At 52.4% G+C, this 18,908-nt stretch carries 14 protein-coding genes and 1 pseudogene; 10 read left to right on the forward strand and 5 right to left on the reverse strand.

Going from position 1 to position 18,908, the window contains the following annotated elements:
* A partial coding sequence (locus tag ABYW01_RS02320) for an alpha/beta fold hydrolase (protein WP_372830943.1) occupies nucleotides 1-830 on the reverse strand: 830 nt, incomplete at its 3' end.
* A 137-nt stretch (nucleotides 831-967) separates the two neighbouring features.
* On the opposite strand from ABYW01_RS02320, the gene ABYW01_RS02325 reads away from it, so the two are divergent.
* The 5 genes from ABYW01_RS02325 (at nucleotide 968) to ABYW01_RS02345 (ending at nucleotide 7,143) form a co-directional block, all read left to right on the forward strand.
* On the forward strand, nucleotides 968-1,378 hold the full coding sequence (locus tag ABYW01_RS02325) for an acyl-CoA thioesterase (RefSeq protein ID WP_372830944.1): 411 nt from the start codon (nucleotides 968-970) through the stop codon (nucleotides 1,376-1,378).
* A gap of 208 nt (nucleotides 1,379-1,586) precedes the next feature.
* Nucleotides 1,587-3,764, forward strand: a complete 2,178-nt coding sequence (locus tag ABYW01_RS02330) for a malate synthase G (protein ID WP_372830945.1) — start codon at nucleotides 1,587-1,589, stop codon at nucleotides 3,762-3,764.
* Nucleotides 3,765-3,886: 122 nt separating this feature from the next.
* Entirely contained in the window at nucleotides 3,887-4,345 is a 459-nt protein-coding gene (locus ABYW01_RS02335; RefSeq protein ID WP_372830946.1) for a hypothetical protein, read from the forward strand.
* Between the two features lie 32 nt (nucleotides 4,346-4,377).
* The gene (locus ABYW01_RS02340) at nucleotides 4,378-5,205 is read left to right on the forward strand and encodes an NAD-dependent protein deacetylase (RefSeq protein WP_372830947.1); all 828 of its coding nucleotides are present in this window, start codon (nucleotides 4,378-4,380) and stop codon (nucleotides 5,203-5,205) included.
* Between the two features lie 276 nt (nucleotides 5,206-5,481).
* Nucleotides 5,482-7,143, forward strand: coding sequence for an EAL domain-containing protein (locus ABYW01_RS02345; RefSeq protein WP_372830948.1), 1,662 nt, complete (start codon nucleotides 5,482-5,484; stop codon nucleotides 7,141-7,143).
* A 326-nt stretch (nucleotides 7,144-7,469) separates the two neighbouring features.
* On the opposite strand, the gene fba is transcribed toward ABYW01_RS02345, so the two are convergent.
* The 4 genes from fba to tkt all read right to left on the reverse strand — a co-directional run bounded on the left by fba (nucleotide 7,470) and on the right by tkt (nucleotide 12,908).
* The gene (gene fba, locus ABYW01_RS02350) at nucleotides 7,470-8,534 is read right to left on the reverse strand and encodes a class II fructose-bisphosphate aldolase (RefSeq protein ID WP_372830949.1); all 1,065 of its coding nucleotides are present in this window, start codon (nucleotides 8,532-8,534) and stop codon (nucleotides 7,470-7,472) included.
* Between the two features lie 96 nt (nucleotides 8,535-8,630).
* Entirely contained in the window at nucleotides 8,631-9,797 is a 1,167-nt protein-coding gene (locus ABYW01_RS02355; RefSeq protein WP_372830950.1) for a phosphoglycerate kinase, read from the reverse strand.
* A gap of 41 nt (nucleotides 9,798-9,838) precedes the next feature.
* On the reverse strand, nucleotides 9,839-10,858 hold the full coding sequence (locus tag ABYW01_RS02360) for a type I glyceraldehyde-3-phosphate dehydrogenase (protein WP_372830951.1): 1,020 nt from the start codon (nucleotides 10,856-10,858) through the stop codon (nucleotides 9,839-9,841).
* Between the two features lie 55 nt (nucleotides 10,859-10,913).
* On the reverse strand, nucleotides 10,914-12,908 hold the full coding sequence (gene tkt / locus ABYW01_RS02365) for a transketolase (protein ID WP_372830952.1): 1,995 nt from the start codon (nucleotides 12,906-12,908) through the stop codon (nucleotides 10,914-10,916).
* A 307-nt stretch (nucleotides 12,909-13,215) separates the two neighbouring features.
* On the opposite strand from tkt, the gene metK reads away from it, so the two are divergent.
* The 5 genes and pseudogenes from metK to ABYW01_RS02390 form a co-directional block, all read left to right on the forward strand.
* Entirely contained in the window at nucleotides 13,216-14,406 is a 1,191-nt protein-coding gene (gene metK, locus ABYW01_RS02370) for a methionine adenosyltransferase (RefSeq protein WP_372830953.1), read from the forward strand.
* A gap of 122 nt (nucleotides 14,407-14,528) precedes the next feature.
* Nucleotides 14,529-16,655 carry an EAL domain-containing protein gene (locus ABYW01_RS02375; RefSeq protein WP_372830954.1) on the forward strand — a complete coding sequence of 709 codons (2,127 nt, stop codon included), beginning with the start codon at nucleotides 14,529-14,531 and terminating at the stop codon, nucleotides 16,653-16,655.
* A 27-nt stretch (nucleotides 16,656-16,682) separates the two neighbouring features.
* On the forward strand, nucleotides 16,683-17,411 hold the full coding sequence (locus ABYW01_RS02380; RefSeq protein WP_372830955.1) for a 16S rRNA (uracil(1498)-N(3))-methyltransferase: 729 nt from the start codon (nucleotides 16,683-16,685) through the stop codon (nucleotides 17,409-17,411).
* A 130-nt stretch (nucleotides 17,412-17,541) separates the two neighbouring features.
* A complete protein-coding gene (gshB, locus tag ABYW01_RS02385) occupies nucleotides 17,542-18,495 on the forward strand; it encodes a glutathione synthase (protein WP_372830956.1) in 954 nt (317 codons plus the stop codon).
* Nucleotides 18,496-18,505: 10 nt separating this feature from the next.
* A pseudogene (locus ABYW01_RS02390) lies at nucleotides 18,506-18,908 on the forward strand (hypothetical protein); the annotation flags it as partial.

Consider the following 18,908-nt stretch of genomic DNA (forward strand, 5'->3'; position numbering starts at 1 on the left):
ACCCGATGTAACACCCGTAGATTGTGATGCCAGTCGACCGTGCTATCCGCCATCCCCTGGATACAGGTTACCGCGCTATCATGCGGTTCAGCGGATTCTATATAGTCCGCCCAGCTCTGCATGGCCGCGATCCAGCTTAAAGGGATATCCCCATGCTGCATCGGGTCACTCTGGCGCAGAAAGCGCATAAACGCCGCGTCGTGCGAGTTTGCCGTGTACCGCCGAGGCACCTGTTTCAGGAAGTGTTTCACCAGATGGAACTGGCGACGAATTGCGCGCCACAAGGCAGGCCTGACCAAAGGAGCCAATAGGATACGATGCCGAATAGATGGCCCGTCATTCTCCCCAATCAACCATTCATGTGCACCGATCACAGCGGCCCCTGTACTCTGTCCAGTGAGCAGTAACGGGCGCTCCGAGACCTCTATTCGCGCCAACACCTGCTGTAACTGCCGGGCATATACATCAAAGTTATCCACCGCCAGCGGTTCACCGCCTGACAGGCCATGTCCCGCCAAATCATAGAGACACACTTCAACATTCAAGCCCAGAAGATGCTCAATCAGATGCCCATATAAGCCCATGTGATCCATATATCCATGTGATACAACTACTGTGGCCCGGCACCTGTCTTTAGGCGTGAAGCGTTGTACCGCAAACTGCAGCTCCGGCAGATCCATCAGACCGATCTGATAATGATGACAGGCCGCGATCTCCGCCAATTGATATTGCCGGAGATAGGCCTTTAACACGTCATCGGGTTGGGCAATATCTGTCGCGGACTGCCACCGTGGTAACTGGCCGATTAATTGATCCCTGCTGAACGTCATAACAATTCCCTGACTTGCACCACATCCGTTAAGTCTAGCTCAGCGATTCCCAGGCATCTTTTCAGCATTAGGAAAAGCACGTATTTTTAAGCGTGACCGTACCGTTTCGTATACTTAACCTTAAGGAAGTCAGATCCATGTCAGAAATTCATGGTAAGAAAATCTACACTTGCTCTATTCCGGTTCGTTGGGGCGATATGGACGCCTACGGACATGTAAACAATGCGCTGTATATGCGTTACCTGGAAGAGGCCCGCGTCCAATTATTAGCGGAGCTGGGGGCAACAATGGATGGCAACGGCGTAGACCCGGTGGTCATTAATGTCGGCTGCACCTTCCTGAAACCGGTGACTTATCCCGACACGCTGCGAATTGATTGCTATGTAGCGGATCCCGGGCGCTCCAGCTTTATGACCTACTACCGCCTGTTTTCTGAGAATGACCTGGAAACACCGGTCAGCGAAGGCTACTCCAAGGTCGTATGGATGGATCATACAACCGGCCGCTCTGTACCGCTGCCGGATAACATCCGTATGCATCTGGACTGAGCTAACAACCCCGCCAGCACTAGGCCTCCAGCCAACTGCGACTATGAGTGAATCTTTCTCATACTTTAGGCTGGAAAGGGGCGACAGATCGCCGTTTTTTCGCTACTGTTGCAATGCACAATGCTCACTGAGCAAAATATATACACATAATACAGTTCTCGGCTGCCTCGCTCCGGAACTGATACATTTACAACTGGGGCAATAAATTATGAGTCAAAGGGTACAGACCGGCGGCCTGCAGGTTGCTGAGGATCTATACAATTTCATCAATAACGAAGCGTTGCCACAGACCGGTGTAGAAGCCGATCAGTACTGGGCTGCATTTGACGCTATCGTGCACGAGCTGGCACCGCGCAACCGCGAACTGCTGGCAAAACGTGACGCGATTCAGGCGCAGATTGACAGCTGGCACAAGGAACGCCAGGGCCAGGCATTCGATCTGGACGCTTACAAAGCGTTCCTGACCGACATTAACTACCTGCTGCCAGAAGGCGAAGACTTCAGCGCTGAAACCAGCAATGTTGACCCGGAAATGGCCACCATGGCCGGTCCGCAGCTGGTTGTTCCAGTCATGAATGCACGCTTCGCACTGAATGCCGCGAACGCACGTTGGGGCAGCCTTTACGATGCCCTGTATGGCACTGATGCGGTCTCAGAAGAAGGCGGCGCAGAAAAAACCGGCGGTTACAATCCAGCCCGTGGTGCCAAAGTTATCGAATTCGCACGTAACTTCCTGAACGAAGCCGCTCCGCTGGCAACCGGTTCCCACAAGGATTCCGCCGGTTACAGCATCAATGCAGGCGCGTTGGTTGTTGCGATGCGCGATGGCAGCGAAACAACACTGGCAGATGCCGCGCAGCTGGTCGGTTACACCGGCAACGAAGCAGCACCTGAGTCGATCCTGTTCGTCAACAACGGTCTGCATTTCGAACTGCAGATCGACCGTGACAGCCTGATCGGTAAAGATGATGCGGCGGGCGTTAAAGATATCCAGATGGAATCTGCGCTGACCACGATCATGGATTGCGAAGACTCTGTCGCAGCAGTCGATGCCGCTGATAAGATTCTGGCTTACCGTAACTGGTTGGGCCTGATGAAAGGTACGCTGAGCGAAGAAGTCTCCAAAGGTGGCAAAACCTTCACCCGTACTGTAAACGCTGACCGCACCTTCACCGGTCTAGACGGTTCTGATGTGAACCTGAAGGGCCGCAGTCTGATGTTCGTACGTAACGTGGGTCATCTGATGACCAATGGCGCGATCATCGACAAAGACGGCAACGAAGTACCTGAAGGCATCATGGATGCGATGGTCACTACGCTGATCTCTGTCCACGATATCAAGGGCAACGGTAAATACAGCAACACCACGACCGGTTCCGTGTATATCGTTAAGCCGAAAATGCACGGTCCTGAAGAAGTTGCGTTTGCGAACGAACTGTTTGGCCGTGTAGAAAGCGCACTGGGTCTGTCTCCGTTCACCCTGAAAATGGGCATCATGGACGAAGAACGTCGTACAACCGTAAACCTGAAAGAGTGTATCCGCGCAGCGAAAGAGCGTGTGGTATTCATCAACACAGGTTTCCTTGACCGTACCGGTGACGAGATCCACACCTCCATGGAAGCAGGCCCAATGATCCGCAAAGGCGACATGAAAGCCTCTGCATGGATCGGCGCTTACGAAAACTGGAACATGGACAACGGTCTCGCATGTGGTCTGAGCGGTCGCGCACAGATCGGTAAAGGCATGTGGCCAATCCCTGATCAGATGGCTAACATGCTGGAAGCGAAGATCGGTCACCCAATGTCCGGTGCAAATACCGCATGGGTTCCATCTCCAACGGCAGCTACCCTGCACGCGTTGCACTACCACAAGGTAGACGTTTTCGCCCGTCAGGAAGAGATCAAGTCTCGCGGTCGTGCGGATCTGGATGCAATTCTGACCGTTCCGGTTGAGCCAAACCCAAGCTGGTCTGCTGAAGAGATTCAGAACGAGCTGGACAACAACGCTCAGGGTATCCTGGGTTACGTTGTACGCTGGGTTGACTCCGGTGTCGGTTGTTCCAAAGTGCCTGATATCAACGATGTGGGCCTGATGGAAGACCGTGCAACACTGCGTATCTCCAGCCAGCACATTGCTAACTGGTTGCACCACGGTATCTGTTCTGAAGAGCAGGTGATGGAAACCATGAAGCGCATGGCAGCCGTTGTAGATCGCCAGAACGAAAGCGATCCTCTATATCGCGCTATGGCGGCAGACTTTGATAACAGCATTGCGTTCGCAGCAGCGTGCGAGCTGGTGTTTGAAGGTTGTGCTCAGCCAAACGGTTATACCGAGCCGGTTCTGCACCGTCGTCGCCTGGAAGCTAAAGCCAAGTTTGGCGCATAAGCGTTCAGTCCTGAAAAAAACCGCGCCCCGGCGCGGTTTTTTATGCCCCTCACAGGCCTCTAACCAATTCAGATATCCGGCTGAGCTATGCTTGAAAGTACATCTAGCGTATTAAAGCAACTATGCTCAGCACACCGGAAAGCCTTTCAGAGTTATTAAACATACTGAATGAAGCCACCGAGAAGGAACAGTTTCATCACCTTCCTCAAGGCACGCATCTGTATCACTGCGGCATCTATAGCAATGCCGCCAGTATCTGGTGTGCCAACCGTTCACTGCTGGCAGAACAACCCGGCCGCTTTGAGATCACCGCCTCAGTCGCCGAAGAACTTCTGCTCATCACCCTCGACGACAGCCAGTGGCGAGAATGGCGTCATCAGGTAGAACTGGACAACTGCAGCACCCTCCCCGCGCTGGAACAGCTCTGTCAGTTACTCAAAACCAGTGATATTCAGCTACCTGAGTCGCTGCATGGCCTTGAGTGGCAATCAGCCGACAGAACGGACAACCGTGCATATCTGCTGTTATTCCACCCCCTTCGCAGTCTGCAACTGTTCGATATACATGACAGGCAATCCTGACAGCATCGCAACAACCTTATATGATGATCCCTATGACGATTGAACCCAGCAGTGCAGCACTGGCCCGTTTTATTCAGGACCATCCGCGTCTTTTCATCCTGACCGGCGCGGGGATCAGTACCGACTCAGGGATTCCGGATTACCGGGATAAAGACGGTAACTGGAAGCGGAAACAACCTGTGCAACACAAAGATTTCATGGACAATTTACATGTACGTCAGCGTTACTGGGCACGCAGTCTGATAGGCTGGCCTGTGATTCGTGATGCACAACCCGGTTCTGCGCATCATGCACTGGTCAAGCTGGAGCAGCTGGGCCACATTCACCAGATCGTGACCCAAAATGTTGATCGCTTACATCAACACGCCGGAAGCCAACAGGTGATTGACCTGCACGGCCGCTCCGATCAAGTGCGCTGTATGCAGTGCGACCAACTCTACCCACGTACCGAGATCCACCAACAATCCGCCAGCAGCAACCCCTCTTTCGCTCAATATACGGCAACCGCAGCCCCCGACGGCGATGCCGATCTGGAGGGTGTGGAGTTCAGTTTATTTCGGGTACCGGAATGCCAGCAATGCGGCGGTATTCTCAAGCCGGATGTTGTTTTCTTTGGCGACAATGTGCCTAAAACCCGCGTACATAAGGCACTGGATAAACTGCAACAGTCCGATGCGCTACTGGTCATCGGTTCCTCGTTGATGGTCTATTCAGGCTTTCGTTTTTGCCGCCGTGCTCACGAATGGGATATCCCTATTTGTACCCTCAACCGGGGAAAAACCCGCGCCGACGAATTACTGAACCTGAAACTGGATCAACCCATAACCCCCACGCTAAACACCTGTCTCAACTTGTTATAGAGCGCGCAGATTTCAGTTCTGCCCCATATCTGAAATGAGCAGGACACTATACCGTTTGACGCGCATCGACCCGTATTATCCACTGGATATGTTATAGCGCTGCAGAGGATTGTTGATCCATCCACCTCTGTGGCAGAAATTGCCTCTCTAAGTCTGTTCAATAACTATACAAATACAATCATTGTCGACTACCCTAGTGACTGACAGTTGTTCGAAGCACTGCTTTGGCTGAGACATAAAGTGCTTCTTCTGACCAACGCATACTAGGGAAAGTGTATGGCAGGCTCGGATCACAAGGGAACGCTCAAATTATTATTAGTACCGGCTATTATCAGCTTTGTGATCACTGCTGCGGTCACCACCGCGCTTTATACCTACGATCTGGAAAACCGCAAAGAACTGAAACGGACCGAACTCGCACAAAAAGCGATCACCTTGAGTGAACATCTCGATCAGAGTTTCACGGATGTTAACTTCGCCCTAATCGAAAGCGCCCAACAACCGATCAACTGCTCTCCACAACTCTTTCGCTTCGCCTATGAGCAACTGATGACCCTTCCTCAGATTGCTGAGTTGCGTTATACCGATGCTCAGGGCAATGTGAACTGCAACAGCTGGCAGCACTATGATCCCCCCCTCGAGATCCATACTCCAAACAAACACAAAGGCCTGAACTTCTCCGGACCTCTGTTGATTGACGACCACCCGGGACCCGGCTTTCAGCTATTTCGAGACCACCCTCAAGGGGGCAAGGTACAAGCGATCATCCGCAAAGCCTGGCTTAAAAATCAGGTGAAATTTTTCCATAATCCGCTGGGATATATGTCAATTATCGACAGTGACAGCGGCGTGCCCATTGTGCTGAATGGACGATATTCCCTGCCTGTGGATATTCAAGAGGCCCTCTTCCCGGTGAATATTGCCGTGGGTCACGAAGGTCTGCTGGACAACAGGAGTGAGCACTATACATTCATACAGCCTCTTCTGACGCAACCCCAGCTCAGCGTGATCATCAGTCAGGATCTGGACAGCCTCTACCTTGGAATTTTCGGTCTCAATACATCGTGGATCAGCACGGCCAGTGCCGCTTTCGCGCTGATCCTATTGGTCAGCTATCGCATCCAACGTCGGCTGGCGGACCCGATCCGACAGATCAAATCAGCCACCCAGAGAAACGAGTTTTTTAATCTTTATCAGCCACTGGTCTGTTCAAAAACCCAACAAATTGTAGGCTGTGAAGTCCTGATGCGCTGGCGGCATCCATTTAAAGGCGTGCTGCCACCCATGACCTTTATCCCTCTGGCCGAGCAATCGGGGCTTATTAAACAGATGACACTGCGTCAGATTGATCAGGCGATCAGAGAACTGGCACCGGTGCTGCAACAACATCCCCACTTCAAAGTCAGCATCAATATCTGTGCCACTCATATGCTAGACAACTCCGTCGTCAGTGCCATCGTCGAGCGGGCAACGTTCTTACCGGGCATGGTCCTGGAGATCACCGAGCATCAGGTAGTCGAGCATTGCTCTCAACAGATTCAGCAGGCACTCCATCAGTTCAAGCAGGCCGGTATTAAGATCGCCATGGATGACTTTGGCACAGGTTACTGCGGGCTGACCTACTTGAGCACATTGCCCATTGATATTCTGAAAGCCGATCGCAGCTTTGTGGCGGCGCTGGGTACCGATTCGATCAACGCGGACGTGCTCACCACCATCTTCGAACTGACCCAAAAGCTGGGTATGAGCGCTATTGCGGAAGGGGTAGAGAAACAAGAACAAGCCGATATGCTACGTCAGATGGGGTTCCATATGCAGCAGGGTTGGCTGCACGGTTATCCCATGTCTGCACCTGACTTTAATCACACATTCCTTGATGGAAGCGCCCATCAACATGTGCGCGATCCACTGGCAGAAAACGTACTCCTTCCCATTTGAGGCCATCCATTTAACAGCCCATCATCGTTCTTCACTCTGAGACGCATTGCCAATAATTGGAGACGGAACGTCAAATGCCCCCTCTCTCGTTGCTAAGGTAATCCTTACACCTCATGACTCCAACGCCTCCTCCGCTAATTGGAACTGTGTGCCCAGACAACTGATCGTCGGATTTTTCATGCAAATAATCAGCATTGATACTCCAATGCAAGGCGTGTTTTTTTACTTTTGTATCAAGAAAGGAAATGACTTTCAGGCGTAACTGACAGACACAAAAAAGGGCGAAATCTGCAAAGAAATCGCCCTTTTAAATTTAATCGCTGGGATCAGACTACTTTAGGATCCATCTCACCGCTCTCGTAACGAGAAGCCATGTTCTCCAGAGAGATCGGAGTGATCTTGGATGCATTACCTTCAGTACCAAACGCTTCGTAACGCGCGATACAGATCTCGCTCATCGCATCGATCGTTTTCTTCAGGTATTTACGTGGATCAAATTCAGCTGGGTTTTCCGCCATGAAGCGGCGAACTGCACCGGTTGATGCCAGACGCAGATCAGTATCAATGTTGACCTTACGTACACCGTGCTTGATACCTTCAACGATCTGCTCAACTGGCACACCGTAAGTTTCAGGAATCTCGCCGCCAAATTCGTTGATCACGGCCAGCCACTCCTGAGGTACGGAAGAGGAGCCGTGCATCACCAGATGCGTATCTGGGATACGCTCGTGGATCTCTTTGATGCGGTTGATCGCCAGAATGTCACCGGTTGGTGGACGGGTGAACTTGTAAGCACCGTGAGACGTACCGCAAGCAATCGCCAGCGCATCAACACCGGTAGATTTAACAAAGTCAGCCGCTTCGTTCGGATCGGTCAGCAGCTGATCTTCAGACAGGATACCTTCAGCACCCACGCCATCTTCTTCACCTGCCTGTCCTGTTTCCAGAGAACCCAGTACACCCAGCTCACCCTCGACAGAAACACCACACGCATGTGCCATTTCAACGGTGCGACGGGTCACTTCAACGTTGTACTCATAAGAAGAAGGAGTCTTGCCATCTTCCAGCAAGGATCCGTCCATCATTACAGAGGAGAAACCCATTGCGATGGAGCGCTGGTTGATTGCCGGAGATGTACCGTGGTCCTGATGCATGCAAACCGGGATATGCGGGAACTCGGCAATCGCAGCCAGAATCATGTGACGCAGGAAGTTTGAACCTGCGTATTTACGTGCACCGGCAGAAGCCTGAACAATAACCGGAGAGTTGGTCTTGTCCGCGGCTTCCATGATAGCGCGCATCTGTTCTACGTTGTTTACGTTAAATGCTGGAATGCCATAGCCATTTTCGGCTGCGTGGTCCAGCAGCTGACGCATAGAGATCAAAGCCATTTTTTGAACCTCAAAAATTCTGATAACTGTTGTTATATCACCCGTGTTTGACAGGGGCATGACCTGCACGCCCCGCCCATCGGATGAGCAACGGATTTACTGAGCTGCGCGCTCTTCCAATACTGCCACTGCCGGCAGGACTTTACCTTCCACGAATTCGAGGAAAGCACCACCACCGGTAGAGATGTAGGATACCTGCTCAGCGATATCGTATTTATCCACAGCCGCCAGCGTATCACCGCCACCTGCAATGGAGAAACCTTTGTTGTCCGCAATGGCCATAGACAGTGTCTTGGTGCCTTCACCGAACTGGTCAAACTCGAACACGCCAACCGGGCCGTTCCAGATAATGGTACCCGCGTCTTTCAGCATCTCTGCCAGTACTTTGGCGGATTCAGGGCCGATATCCAGAATCATGTCGTCTTCAGCCACGTCATCCGCAGACTTGATCACCGCTTCTGCATCTTCAGCAAACTCTTTAGCCACAACCACATCGGTAGGCACCGGCACGTTTACTTTTTCCATCAGCGCTTTTGCCTGTGGAATCAGATCGGCTTCATACAGTGACTTACCCACCGGCTTACCGGCTGCCGCGAGGAAAGTGTTCGCGATACCGCCACCAACAATCAGCTGGTCGACTTTGTCAGACAGCGATTCCAGTACAGTCAGTTTGGTCGACACTTTTGAGCCACCGACAATTGCCGTCAGCGGCGTAGCCGGCGTTTCCAGTGCTTGCGCCAGAGCTTCCAGTTCACCAGCCAGCAACGGGCCAGCACAGGCAACCGGAGCAAACTGTGCAACGCCGTGAGTGGACGCCTGAGCACGGTGAGCCGTACCAAACGCATCCATCACGTAGACATCACAAAGCTCTGCCATCTGTTTTGACAGCGCTTCGTTGTTTTTCTTCTCACCAGCGTTAAAGCGGACGTTTTCCAGCAAGACCAGCTCACCTTCAGCCACTTCGAAGCCACCGTCCAGCCAGTCTTTTACCAGCGGCACTGGGCGCTCCAGCAGGTTGGAGATGTAGTCAGCAACCGGCGCCAGAGAGAATTTCTCTTCGTATTCGCCTTCTGTTGGACGGCCCAGGTGGGACATCACCATCACTTTTGCACCCGCTTTCAATGCCAGCTCAATGGTTGGCAGAGATGCGCGGATACGGGCATCAGAGGTTACCTGGCCATCCTTGACAGGGACATTGAGGTCTTCACGGATCAGAACGCGTTTGCCGCTCAGATCCAGATCAGTCATCTTCAGTACGCTCATTGACGTGTCCTAACTCTTTCTAAAATGAAAAGTAATTGAAATTAGCTTTTTAGCTGCAACCAGTGCCGACCCACATCGAGCATCCGATTGGCAAAGCCCCATTCGTTATCAAACCAGCACAGCATTTTGACCAGCGTTCCACCGGAGACCCGGGTTTGGGTTCCATCCACAACGCCAGAACGTGGATCACGATTGAAGTCTACCGAAGCATGAGGCTCCTCGGTATAGCCCAATAGTCCGTTCAGCTCGGAGTACGCTGCCAGCTTAAAGATCGCGTTGACCTGATCACGGTCGGTGGGCTGTTTCAGGTTCAGCGACAGATCCATCACCGACACATTAATAGTCGGTACACGCAGGTGCAGGCATTCAAAGCGCTGTGCCAGATTGGGCAACAGGCGATCAATACCTCGGTTCAATCCTGTATCGACCGGAATAATCGAGTGCAACGCACTGCGGGTCAGACGCAGATCGGTTTGGTGATAACTGTCGATGACCGGTTGGTCGTTCATCGCTGAATGAATCGTCGTGGTGACACCATTTTCGATGCCGAAGGCCTTGTCCAGCAGATCCAGTACAGGCACGACACAGTTGGTCGTACAGGACGCGGCAGAAACTACCGTATGCTCGGCCTTTAACAACTGCTCGTTCAGGCCATAAACAATGGTGGAATCTACTTCATCGGTCGCGGGCTGTGAAAACAGCAAGCGCTTTGCACCTGCTTTCAGATGTTCTTCAGCCGCAGCACGGGACTTAAACGCGCCGGAACATTCCAACACCAGGTCAATACCCAGTTCTGCCCAAGGTAACTGAGTCGCATCCGCCTCGTTCAGAACCAGAATCTGATCACCGTTGACCTTCAGATGTTTCCCATCATGATCAACGCCCACAGGAAAACGTCCATGGGTAGTGTCGTAACGGGTCAGATAGGTAACGGTATCAATGTCAGACAATTCATTGATTGCCACAACTTCCAGCGTATCGCGATAACCATTCTCATAGATGGCACGCAACACACACTGGCCGATACGGCCGTAACCATTAATAGCGACGCGATAGGTCATCGATAGGGCTCAAGACAGCAGAGGCAGCCCGAAAGCTGCCTCTTTTTCTTACAGATCAGAGCAGAGACTTAACAGTCTCAACTACGTTTTCGGTGGTGAAACCGAAGTGTTTAAACAGCTCGCCCGCCGGTGCAGACTCAACAAACGTGGTCATACCCAAGATCTTGCCGTTCAGGCCAACATACTTGTACCAGAAGTCAGCCTGCAGTGCTTCAACCGCCACACGCGCAGTCACAGAAGCTGGCAACACAGATTCGCGGTAAGCCGCATCCTGTTTATCAAACAGGTTGGTTTCAGGCATAGATACTACACGTACCTGCTTACCTTCAGCGGCCAACGCTTCAGCCGCGTCCATTGCCAGACCGACTTCAGAACCGGTCGCGATCAGAATTGCTTCTGGTTCACCGTCGGTATCACGCAGAATGTAGCCGCCACGAGCGATGTCGGAGATCTGAGCATCAGTACGCGCCTGGTGAGGCAGGTTCTGACGGGAGAAAACCAGCGCAGAAGGACCGTCGGTACGTTCCAGTGCAGCTTTCCATGCAACAGCGGATTCAACCGCATCACATGGGCGCCAGCAGCTCATGTTTGGTGTGTGACGCAGGTTGGCAACCTGTTCGATCGGCTGATGCGTCGGACCGTCTTCGCCCAGACCGATAGAGTCGTGAGTGTAAACGTGGATCGCACGCTGTTTCATCAGAGCCGCCATACGCAGAGCGTTACGCGCATACTCCATGAAGACCAGGAAGGTTGCGCCGTACGGGATGAAACCACCGTGCAGTGCAATACCGTTCATCATTGCAGACATACCAAATTCACGTACGCCGTAGAACAGGTAGTTGCCGGAGGCATCGTTTTTCTCAACACCTTTGGCACCGGACCACAACGTCAGGTTAGAACCTGCCAGGTCAGCAGAGCCACCCAACAGTTCTGGCAACAACGGGCCATAGGCATTCAGGGAGTTCTGCGAGGCTTTACGGGATGCGATGGTGTCACCTTTCGCAGCCACATCAGCAATATATGCATCCGCTTTCTCAGAGAAGTCAGCAGGCAGATCGCCACTCAGACGACGCAGCAGATCCGCAGCCAGTTCCGGATACGCATTGCTGTAGGCAGCCAGACGCTCATTCCACTCGTTTTCAGCGTGCGAACCCGCTTCTGCAGCATTCCAGTCTGCGTAAATCTCTTCCGGTACTTCGAAGGCATCGTGTTCCCAGCCCAGACGTTCGCGAGTCAGTTTGATCTCGTCGTCACCCAGTGGCGCACCGTGGCAATCTTCTTTGCCTTCTTTATTAGGGGAACCAAAACCGATGATGGTTTTACAGCAGATCAGCGTTGGCTGTTCTGTGTTAGCTTTTGCCTGTTCGATCGCCGCACGGATCTGATCCGGATCGTGACCGTCAACACCCGGAATCACCTGCCAGCCGTAAGATTCGAAACGCTTCACGTTATCGTCGGTGTACCAGCCTTCCACTTCACCGTCGATGGAGATGCCGTTGTCATCCCAGAACGCGACCAGCTTACCCAGACCCAGCGTACCCGCCAGAGAGCAAGCTTCATGGGAGATACCCTCCATCATGCAGCCATCGCCCAGGAAGGTGTAAGTGTGGTGGTCGATGATGTCGTGACCTTCACGGTTAAACTGCGCAGCCAGAATCTTCTCCGCCGCCGCCATACCAATGGCGTTGCTGATACCCTGTCCCAATGGACCGGTTGTCGTTTCAACACCCGGGCAGTAACCGTACTCAGGGTGACCTGCAGTTTTCGCGTGCAGCTGACGGAAGTTTTTCAGGTCATCGATAGATACGTCATAGCCGCTCAGGTGCAGCAGAGAGTAAATCAGCATGGAACCGTGACCGTTAGACAGCACGAAACGGTCGCGATCAAACCACATTGGGTTAGTCGGGTTGTGTTTCAGAAAATCATTCCAGAGCACCTCGGCGATATCCGCCATGCCCATTGGGGCACCCGGGTGACCGGATTTAGCTTTCTGAACCGCGTCCATGCTCAACGCACGAATTGCGTTGGCCAGTTCTCTGCGAGAGGACATTCAATCTGCTCCTGGGGGGTTGAACCCATTAAATTACGGAAGGATAAGATCCAAAATTTTTGAAGGCGTAATTTTCTCGCAGATAGGTACTCGCTTCAAATAAGAAATCGCTGTTTTCGCAAAAAATGAGTCAATTTCATATAGAAGTATGAAAAATTCATGAAAAACCGTGGTGTAAATCATGCAATTGTTCAGATAGATGGATAAAATGTGCTCCAAATTACCGTTCAATCGAGTTTGCCACCTTCTCAAAAAGGTCCCAGCAACTCAGATTTACCCCCTAAATTGATGAGGATACTTAGCTGAAATGAGCGAATACGGCTTATTCACTTCCGAATCCGTGTCCGAAGGTCATCCGGATAAGATTGCGGATCAGATCTCTGATGCAGTGCTTGATGCGATCATCGCTGAAGACAAATATGCACGCGTTGCCTGCGAAACGATGGTTAAAACCGGTGTAGCAATCATCTCCGGTGAGATCAGCACGTCTGCGTGGATTGATCTGGAAGATCTGGCACGTAAAGTGATCTGCGACATCGGTTACACCTCCTCTGACGTTGGTTACGACGGTGAAACCTGTGGCGTGATCAACATCATCGGCAAACAGTCTGTGGATATCGCACAGGGTGTTGACCGCTCACGTCCTGAAGATCAGGGTGCGGGCGATCAGGGCCTGATGTTTGGCTACGCTTCCAACGACACTGACGTGTTGATGCCAGCACCAATCTGCTACGCCCACCGTTTGGTTGAGCGTCAGGCAGAAGCGCGTAAGTCAGGCTTGTTGCCTTGGTTGCGTCCGGATGCTAAATCTCAGCTGACCTTCCGTTACGAAAACGGCAAACCGGTTGGCATCGATGCGGTTGTACTGTCTACACAGCACGACCCGGATGTAAAACTGAGCGACCTGCGTGAAGCGATGATGGAACTGGTCATCAAACACACGCTGCCTGCTGAATGGATCAACAATGAGACCCAGTTCCATATCAACCCAACCGGTAACTTTGTTATTGGTGGCCCCGTGGGTGACTGTGGTCTGACGGGTCGTAAGATCATCGTAGATACCTACGGCGGTATGGCACGTCACGGCGGCGGTGCTTTCTCCGGTAAAGACCCATCCAAGGTAGACCGTTCTGCGGCATATGCCGGTCGTTACGTGGCGAAAAACGTTGTTGCGGCCGGTCTGGCAGACCGTTGTGAGATTCAGGTGTCCTACGCCATTGGTGTAGCGGAACCAACCTCCGTGTCCATCAACACCTTTGGTACGGGCAAGATCTCTGACGATAAGATCATCCAGCTGGTGCGCGAGCACTTTGATCTGCGTCCATACGCAATCACTAAGATGCTGGATCTGCTGCACCCAATGTACAAAGCAACAGCGGCCTACGGTCACTTTGGTCGCGACCCTTACGAAATGACGGTGGGTGACGATACCTTTACCGCTTTCACATGGGAACGCACCGACAAAGCAGACGAGTTACGCGCAGCAGCAGGCCTGTAATCGGCTTGCTGTTCAGGAAAAGCACCTTCGGGTGCTTTTTTTTCGTCTAAAATCCTTAAGAATTTGACACTTAGCTCGCTAACCTATAGAAATCAATAAACCAAATTTTACTCTGGCTGACTATGCGTCTTAGCGATATCAAGATTCACCGCAAACTATTCCTGCTGGTGCTCATATTAGTCTGTGGCACATTGATTACCGCCAGCCTTGCGTATCGTTTCAATCAGCAAGATATTCTCGATAACCGTAAAGCGCGCGTACAGAGTGTCGTACAAGCCGGTCGCAGCCAGATTATGGCGCTCGATGAGCACCTAAAGAACGGGTCCGTCTCCCAGCAGCAGTTTGATCGTCAACTGCAAGAACTGATCAACGCCACCCGCTTTTCCGGCAACGAATACCTCTATCTGCACAATCTACAAGGCATCACTGTCGCACATCCCGTCGCCCCGGATCTGATTGGAAAAAGTCAGCTTGATCTACAAGATGAACAGGGAAAGTATATCGTCCGCGATATGATTACAGGCGTAAAAGAAGACGGGGCCGTTTTCTGGGAGTTTTTGTGGCCTAAACCTGAAGGCGGTCCGGCGATCCCTAAACTGGGATACGCTGAACTTATCCCCGGTACAGGTCTTATATTAGGATCGGGTATCTATCTGGATGACCTGAAACCGATCTACCAGTCTCGCGCCTATACCTACATGAGCATCACCTTACTGGTGCTGTTTATAGCGCTGATCGCCAGTTACCTGATAGCCCGCAATATCACATCTCCCGTAGTACAGTTAGCTTCACAGATGAATGCACTGGCTAAAGGTGAGGTTGATCTGCATGAAGTCGAAGACTGCGGACGACGAGACGAAGTTGGAGACATCGCCTGCGCCGTGCAGGCGTTCCGTGATCATCTACTGGAAAACAAACGTCTGCGTCAGGTTCAGGAGCAAGTGGTTTTCCTCGAGACGTTTGACCCCATTACGCGACTGCATAACCGTCAGGCACTGGGCGAAGCGATTAACAAAGAGATTGCTCGCCATGATCGCGATCAGAAGCAACTGGCGGTCGTGGTTATTCGTCTCGATCTGTTGCACGAAATAACGATCGAAATGGGCAGCGAGAGACGCGATCAGGTACTGGTCGAACTGGCTTCACGGATTCATGATCAGCTTCACGCAGATGATATTCTTGCCCGGTTGTCGGAACATACATTTGGCCTGCTATTGCCCAATATTGAAGATCGTCCTTCGCTGGTCGGTACCTGTCGCCATCTGCTCGATACTATTGCTCAACCCATTCCGCTGGATACAAACCATATTCAGCTGGCTGGCCGCCTGGGTATCAGCGTATTCCCGGACGATGGCGGTTATGACTTCCAACTGATTGGACGCGCAGAGTCCACGGTCAATCTGGCGAAGAAACAAGAGCGCGATCTTATGTTCTATGATCCACGCGCATTGAACGAGACAGATCACAGTATTGAGCTTTGGCAGGAGATGCAGAAAGCGCTGGACGCGGATCATTTTTATCTGGTGTTCCAGCCGCTGTTTGATCTGAAGGACAACGCACTGATCTCCGCAGAGGTGCTTATCCGCTGGGAACATCCGGAAAAAGGGTTTATCTCACCGGCCCAGTTTATTCCACTGGCAGAGCAAAGCGGCCTGATTTCTCGTTTGGATGCTTGGGTACTGGAAGCCGCCGCAAAACAGATTCGTAACTGGCTCGACCGTCAACTGACACCGCCCCGTATTGCGGTTAACTTGTCGGGCATCAGCTTCCTGCGTCCGGACTTTATAGAAACCCTGACGCGTATATTTGGTAAGTACAATGTCTCACTGGATCACCTCGAACTCGAGCTGACTGAGGGTGTACTGATCGATGACCTGGACCGGATCAGCAATCAGCTCAACAGCATCCGCGCCACCGGAGTCAGCATCTCTATTGATGACTTTGGTACAGGTTATTCCTCCCTTAGCCGCATCAAAAATCTGGCCATCGACAACATCAAAATCGATCGTTCCTTTATCGACGACCTCGACACCTGCCAGCAAGACCTGAAAATTGTCGAGGCGATCATTCTGATGGCACAAGGCCTGAACCTGAGCGTGATCGCGGAAGGTGTGGAAACCCAGGAACAACTAAGCATTCTGCGTCAGCAGGGCTGCGATACGGTACAAGGATTCTTCCTCAGCCGCCCCTTAAAAGCCGAACCCTTTGAAGAGTTGCTGGAACAGGACCTGGTCATCGAAGTCGACTAGACCTGCCCAATCACTTGCGAGAGATTTATGCGCATTCCCCGTTTTTATGACCCCCAATCACTGCAGATGGATCAGCTCGTTGAGCTGAATGATGCGGTGGTACAACATGTCTGTCGTGCATTGCGCATGCGTGTCGGTGATGAACTCATTCTGTTTAACGGCGACGGTTTAGAATATAAAGCACAACTGGAAACGGTCGAAAAACGCCGCGCCAGTGCCCGCATCATCCAGCAGGATGATCGTCGCATTGAATCCCCGCTGGATATCCGTATTGGCCAGAGTTTATCCCGTGGCGAACGTATGGACTATGCCGTACAAAAAGCCACCGAGATGGGTATGCAGCAGATGTTCCCGCTATTTTCAGAGCGCTGTGAAGTAAAGCTCAGCACTGATCGGCAGGACAAACGTATCCGTCACTGGCAGCAAGTCGCCATTAGCGCCTGTGAACAAAGTGGCCGTTGCAAGGTCCCAACGATCAGTGCCCCCCAAACATTAGAGCAATGGATCAGGCAGGAAGATGCGGAACTGAAACTGGTACTCCACCACCATACGGCGACCCCCTTAGCGGAGATGGCCGCGCCTGAATCTGTTGCGCTGCTGATCGGCCCTGAAGGCGGATTAACCGAACAGGAAGTTGAACTGGCACGGGATCACGGTTTTCAGCCGGTAGCCTTCGGCCCCCGGGTCATGCGCACAGAAACAGCCCCCGTCGCAGCGCTTGCTCTGCTGCAGTATCTCTGGGGAGATTGGCGTTAAACGGTTGAATTGTGCCGGAACGCCCGCATAAAAGAAGCGGATGCAGACCTTTTTGCAACCACTCCAATTAAGGACAGAGACCGCACCCGCAGCGGCGCTGACTCGCAAGCGATAGAGGTTTACAGCTCTCATGACGATTAAAATCGGCATCGTGATGGACCCGATTGAGGACATCAACTTTAAGAAAGACAGCTCTCTGGCCATGTTATGGGCCGCACAGCAAAAAGGCTGGGAGATCTGGTACATGGAGCAGCAGGACCTGTTCTCACGCGACGGTAAAGCGAAAGCGATGATGGCCCCGCTCACGGTTGAGATGAACCCCGATGACTGGTTTTATCGCGGCGAATACAAAGAGCGGGATCTGTCAGATCTGAACGTGATTCTAATGCGTAAGGATCCGCCGTTTAACAACGAATTTATCTACAGCACTCACCTGCTGGAGCAGGCAGAAAAAGAAGGCACGCTGGTGGTGAACAAACCTCAGGCGCTGCGCGACTTTAACGAAAAACTGTTTGCCACCCAGTTCCCGGAATGCTGCCCACCGGTATTGGTCACCCGTCGCGAGGACCTGTTGCGCGCCTTCCATGCGGAGCACGGTGATGTCATCTTTAAACCGCTTGACGGTATGGGCGGATCACAAATTTTCCATATTCGCGAAGACGGCACCAATCTGGGTGTGATTATCGAAACGCTGACCAAGTATGGTACCGAAACCATCATGGCGCAGAAATATATCCCCGAGATCAAAGACGGCGATAAGCGCATTTTGCTGGTCGACGGAGAAGCGGTGCCTTACGCGCTGGCTCGAATCCCTATGGCAGGCGAAACCCGCGGTAATCTGGCGGCAGGTGGCACGGGCGAAGGTCGCCCACTGACAGCACGTGACCGCTGGATCTGTGAACAGGTCGCTCCAAACTTGAAAGAGCAAGGCCTGCTGTTTGTAGGTCTGGACGTGATCGGTGATTACCTCACCGAGATCAATGTCACCAGCCCGACCTGTATCCGCGAACTGGATAATCAGTTCAATCTGGATATTGGTATGCGCCTGATGGATGCCATCGAGCGTAAATTGACCACCAACTAGGCGTAACGGGGTGAACGGAAATTCAGGATTTAAGGCACTTGGGCGCCTCCTGTTCACCCTGATTTTGGCCGCCGGGTTGCATACGGTGTTTCTGCTGGGAATGCCTGCCGATCCGGTGCTCGCCCCTCCCGCCTCCACCACGCTGCAAGTTAATCTGACGTCACAGGTCTCGGCTCCCACACCCGCGCCTGAAACGACTGCCGAGATAACTCCAGCACCGCTACCGCCGATCGCTAACGTTTCACCTCCGCCAGCACCCAGAAACAACGCCGCGCCCGAGGTTAAACCCGAAGCCAAGCCTGAATTGAAACCAGCACCTGCAGTTAAACCAGCAGTTCCAGCCAATACCAAAACAGCAGCTAAATCCGTTACCACCGCCCAACGAGTAACACCGCCACCGGCTCCAGTGCCGG

Source organism: Pontibacterium sp. (genome assembly GCF_041587635.1).
Taxonomy (GTDB): Bacteria; Pseudomonadota; Gammaproteobacteria; order Pseudomonadales; family Balneatricaceae; genus Pontibacterium.

What these genes read in the sequence shown, in the direction of transcription:
- ABYW01_RS02375 (WP_372830954.1), top strand. Translation starts at nt 14,529, where the DNA reads ATGCGTCTTAGCGATATCAAGATTCACCGCAAACTATTCCTGCTGGTG.
- gshB (WP_372830956.1), top strand. Translation starts at nt 17,542, where the DNA reads ATGACGATTAAAATCGGCATCGTGATGGACCCGATTGAGGACATCAAC.
- ABYW01_RS02325 (WP_372830944.1), top strand. Translation starts at nt 968, where the DNA reads ATGTCAGAAATTCATGGTAAGAAAATCTACACTTGCTCTATTCCGGTT.
- ABYW01_RS02380 (WP_372830955.1), top strand. Translation starts at nt 16,683, where the DNA reads ATGCGCATTCCCCGTTTTTATGACCCCCAATCACTGCAGATGGATCAG.
- ABYW01_RS02340 (WP_372830947.1), top strand. Translation starts at nt 4,378, where the DNA reads ATGACGATTGAACCCAGCAGTGCAGCACTGGCCCGTTTTATTCAGGAC.
- fba (WP_372830949.1), bottom strand. Translation starts at nt 8,534, where the DNA reads ATGGCTTTGATCTCTATGCGTCAGCTGCTGGACCACGCAGCCGAAAAT.
- tkt (WP_372830952.1), bottom strand. Translation starts at nt 12,908, where the DNA reads ATGTCCTCTCGCAGAGAACTGGCCAACGCAATTCGTGCGTTGAGCATG.
- ABYW01_RS02330 (WP_372830945.1), top strand. Translation starts at nt 1,587, where the DNA reads ATGAGTCAAAGGGTACAGACCGGCGGCCTGCAGGTTGCTGAGGATCTA.
- ABYW01_RS02360 (WP_372830951.1), bottom strand. Translation starts at nt 10,858, where the DNA reads ATGACCTATCGCGTCGCTATTAATGGTTACGGCCGTATCGGCCAGTGT.
- ABYW01_RS02345 (WP_372830948.1), top strand. Translation starts at nt 5,482, where the DNA reads ATGGCAGGCTCGGATCACAAGGGAACGCTCAAATTATTATTAGTACCG.
- metK (WP_372830953.1), top strand. Translation starts at nt 13,216, where the DNA reads ATGAGCGAATACGGCTTATTCACTTCCGAATCCGTGTCCGAAGGTCAT.
- ABYW01_RS02335 (WP_372830946.1), top strand. Translation starts at nt 3,887, where the DNA reads ATGCTCAGCACACCGGAAAGCCTTTCAGAGTTATTAAACATACTGAAT.
- ABYW01_RS02355 (WP_372830950.1), bottom strand. Translation starts at nt 9,797, where the DNA reads ATGAGCGTACTGAAGATGACTGATCTGGATCTGAGCGGCAAACGCGTT.